The following is a 3,661-nucleotide window of genomic DNA, read 5'->3' on the forward strand; positions in this document are numbered from 1 at the left end:
AATTGAAAAAAGCGGGGCTTTCTGTTGTAAACAGGTGAAATTCGCTTTTCGTGAATGAAGCTTTACGATTAAAATAACTTCCGAAAACAATAGACGATAACTTTCTTTTTTGAGTTGAAGAATTAGACCGTGACCAATTCACCGCAGAACAAACCCAAACATGTCATGATGATGGCCGCTGGTACAGGTGGGCATGTTTTTCCAGCACTGGCTGTTGCAAAACAACTTCAACAGGAAGGCTGTCAGGTGTCGTGGCTTGCGACGCCTACAGGTATGGAAAATCGGTTACTCAAAGACCAAAATATTCCAATTTATCAAATTGACATTCAGGGTGTGCGTGGCAATGGCCTGTTGCGTAAACTCAGTGCACCTTTCAAGATTCTCAAGGCGACCCTGAGCGCGATGCGCTATATGCGGCAGCTCAAGGTTGATGCGGTGGCGGGCTTTGGTGGCTATGTGGCTGGACCAGGTGGTTTGGCTGCACGTATCTTAGGGATTCCGATCCTGATTCACGAGCAAAATGCCATTGCGGGATTTACCAATACGCAATTGGCTCGTATCGCAACAACAGTTTGTCAGGCTTTTCCAAATACTTTCCCAACGAGTGATAAAGTGGTGACCACAGGCAATCCTGTGCGTGCTGAGATTACTGCGATTTTGAATCCATCATGGCGTTATCAGACCCGTGAACAGGAGCAGCAGCCCCTTAGTGTTCTGATTGTCGGAGGGTCTCTGGGTGCGCAGGCTTTAAATGAGCGTTTGCCTGAGGCGTTAAGCAAGGTGAATATTCCTTTAAAGGTGTTTCACCAATGTGGGCAGAACCAGCAGGATTTAACCCGTGTTCGCTACCATGATGCGCCTAAAAGCCTACAGGTGCAGATTGAGCCATTTATTCATGATATGGCAAAAGCCTACAGTGATGCTGATTTAATTATTTGCCGTGCTGGCGCATTAACGGTTACAGAAGTCGCAACTGCAGGTCTTGCTGCGGTGTTTGTTCCGCTACCTATCGCAGTGGATGATCACCAGACTGCAAATGCGAAATTTTTAGCAAATGTCGGCGCTGCGAAGATTTGTCAACAAGCAGACATGACACCCGCTGTTTTAGATGAATTGTTAGCCACATTATTAAATCGCCAACTACTGTCTGAAATGGCAATTAAAGCACGCCAACAAGCACAACCGAATGCAACTCAGCATGTGGTTGATCTGATTAAAAAATTGTAATTCGAGTTTATCTATGTCTCCTACAAATCCAAACCAATCCAAAAAGCTGATTAAAGTGCCAGAAATGCGCCGTATTAAACATATCCACTTTGTTGGTATTGGTGGTGCAGGGATGTGTGGTATTGCCGAAGTCCTAAAAAATCAGGGCTATAAAATTTCGGGTTCGGACATTAAGGAATCCAAAACCACCACGCATCTCGAAGCAAATGGCATCAAGGTTTATATTGGGCATTCAGCCGACAATATTAAGAATGCCAATGTATTAGTGGTTTCAACGGCAATCGACCCTGAAAATCCAGAGATCAAGGCGGCCATTGAGCAACGCACCCCGATTGTGCGCCGTGCGGAAATGCTGGGTGAACTGATGCGTTACCGTCATGGCATCGCGGTTGCGGGTACACATGGTAAAACCACCACCACCAGCTTGTTGACCACCATGCTGGCTGAGGAAAACCTTGATCCAACCTATGTGATTGGCGGTTTGCTAAACAGTACAGGGGTTAATGCGGCACTGGGCGAAAGCCGTTTTATTGTGGCGGAAGCCGATGAGTCGGATGCATCATTCCTGTATTTACAGCCAATGGCGGCGATTGTCACCAATATTGATGCCGACCACATGGATACCTATGAGGGTAGCTTTGACAAGTTAAAGGATACGTTCATCCAGTTTTTGCATAACCTGCCGTTCTATGGCTTGGCGGTGGTCTGTGGTGATGATGCCAATATCCGTGAGATTCTGCCGCGTATTGGCCGTCCAATCCTGACCTACGGTTTTGGTGAGGATAATGATATTCGTGCGGTTGAGGTGGTGCAGGATGGCATGCAGTCGCACTTTACTGTGTTGCGTAAAGACCGTGAGCCATTGCGTGTCACCATCAACCAGCCAGGTCTGCATAATGTCCTGAATGCATTGGCGGCTATTGGTGTGGCAACTGATGAGGGCGTTTCTGATGGAGCGATTTGTCGCGCATTGGAGGGCTTTAGCGGTGTCGGCCGTCGCTTCCAGGTTCAGGGTGAGTTTGAAGTTGGCGAGGGTTTGGTGAAGTTGGTGGATGACTATGGCCACCATCCAAAAGAGGTTGAAGCAACCATTAAGGCGGCCCGTGCCAGCCACCCAGACCGTCGCTTGGTGATGATGTTCCAGCCACACCGTTTCAGCCGTACCCGTGACTGTTTCGATGATTTTGTCGATGTGTTATCGCAAGTGGATCAACTGTTATTACTGGAAGTCTATCCAGCGGGTGAAAAACCGATTGTGGGTGCGGATAGCCGTGCTTTAGCACGCAGTATTCGTTTACGTGGTGAAGTTGAACCGATTTTGGTTGATCCCGTTGAAGGTAATTTGCCAAATGTTTTACAAAAAGTGTTACAAGCAAATGACCTGTTATTAACACAAGGCGCGGGTAACGTGGGCGCAATTTCGGTAGAATTGGCCCAGCATCGCCTGTATGCCAAATAATGTGTGTTATGAATATTAAAAGTTTTACAGTTTTAAGGATATAAACGTGTCAAATGCTGCAAAATTCGGCAAAGTTGCCGTGTTGTTTGGTGGGAAATCAGCTGAACGTGCTGTGTCACTGGATAGTGGTCAGGCTGTTTTAGAGGCGCTACTGCGTTCGGGTGTACAGGCAGAGGCATTTGACCCGCAGGATCGTAGCGTGACGGAACTGGTTGGCTATGACCGTGCCTTTATTGTGCTGCATGGCCGTGGCGGTGAGGATGGCCAGATTCAGGGTGTTCTAGAATGGCTAAACATTCCATATACGGGGACTGGCGTACAGGGCTCCGCAATTGGCATGGACAAGGTCAAGACCAAGCAGATCTGGCAGGGCAGTGACTTGCCAACCGCGCCTTATCGCATCGTCACCAAGGATTCTGACTTAGATGCGGTGATCGCGGATTTAGGCCTGCCTGTGATTATCAAGCCTGTGCATGAAGGCTCAAGTGTCGGTATGAGCAAGGTTGAGAAAGCAGAGGATTTTGCCAACGCAATTGAAAAAGCCACACAGCATGATGCGGTGGTGATGGCCGAAAAATGGATTACAGGCCGTGAATTTACCATTTCATTCCTGAATGGTCAGCCATTGCCCGTGATTCGCTTGCAGCCGCCAGCAGATGTTGCCTTTTATGACTATGAGGCGAAATATCAGCGTGATGATGTGCAGTATGGGATTCCTTGCGGTTTAAGCGAGGCTGAGGAGAAAAGCCTACAGGCGCTTTGTCTGCGCGCGTTTCAGGCGGTTGGTGCAGAGGGCTGGGGACGTATTGATGCCATGCAAGACCAGGATGGAAACTTCTGGTTGCTGGAGGTGAATACCGTACCAGGCATGACCAGCCACTCTTTGGTGCCTAAGGCGGCCCAGGCGGTGGGCTATGGTTTTGATCAACTGTGTGTTGCGATCCTAGAGCAAACCCTGGCGAAGTCGGCTTAATT

3 protein-coding genes are annotated in these 3,661 nt (G+C 48.5%); all 3 read left to right on the forward strand.

What is annotated here, in order from left to right:
• Positions 1-129 precede the first annotated feature (129 nt).
• The 3 genes from murG to B4H32_RS03760 are packed head-to-tail and all read left to right on the forward strand — an operon-like array spanning position 130 to position 3,659.
• The gene (gene murG, locus B4H32_RS03750) at positions 130-1,227 is read left to right on the forward strand and encodes an undecaprenyldiphospho-muramoylpentapeptide beta-N-acetylglucosaminyltransferase (RefSeq protein ID WP_010589235.1); all 1,098 of its coding nucleotides are present in this window, start codon (positions 130-132) and stop codon (positions 1,225-1,227) included.
• 13 nt (positions 1,228-1,240) lie between these two features.
• Positions 1,241-2,686, forward strand: a complete 1,446-nt coding sequence (gene murC / locus B4H32_RS03755) for a UDP-N-acetylmuramate--L-alanine ligase (protein WP_004683550.1) — start codon at positions 1,241-1,243, stop codon at positions 2,684-2,686.
• A gap of 46 nt (positions 2,687-2,732) precedes the next feature.
• Positions 2,733-3,659 carry a D-alanine--D-alanine ligase gene (locus B4H32_RS03760; protein WP_004683549.1) on the forward strand — a complete coding sequence of 309 codons (927 nt, stop codon included), beginning with the start codon at positions 2,733-2,735 and terminating at the stop codon, positions 3,657-3,659.
• The last annotated feature ends 2 nt before the right edge of the window (positions 3,660-3,661 follow it).

This window comes from Acinetobacter sp. UBA2063 (genome assembly GCF_002333245.1).
GTDB classification, from domain to species: domain Bacteria; phylum Pseudomonadota; class Gammaproteobacteria; order Pseudomonadales; family Moraxellaceae; genus Acinetobacter; species Acinetobacter parvus.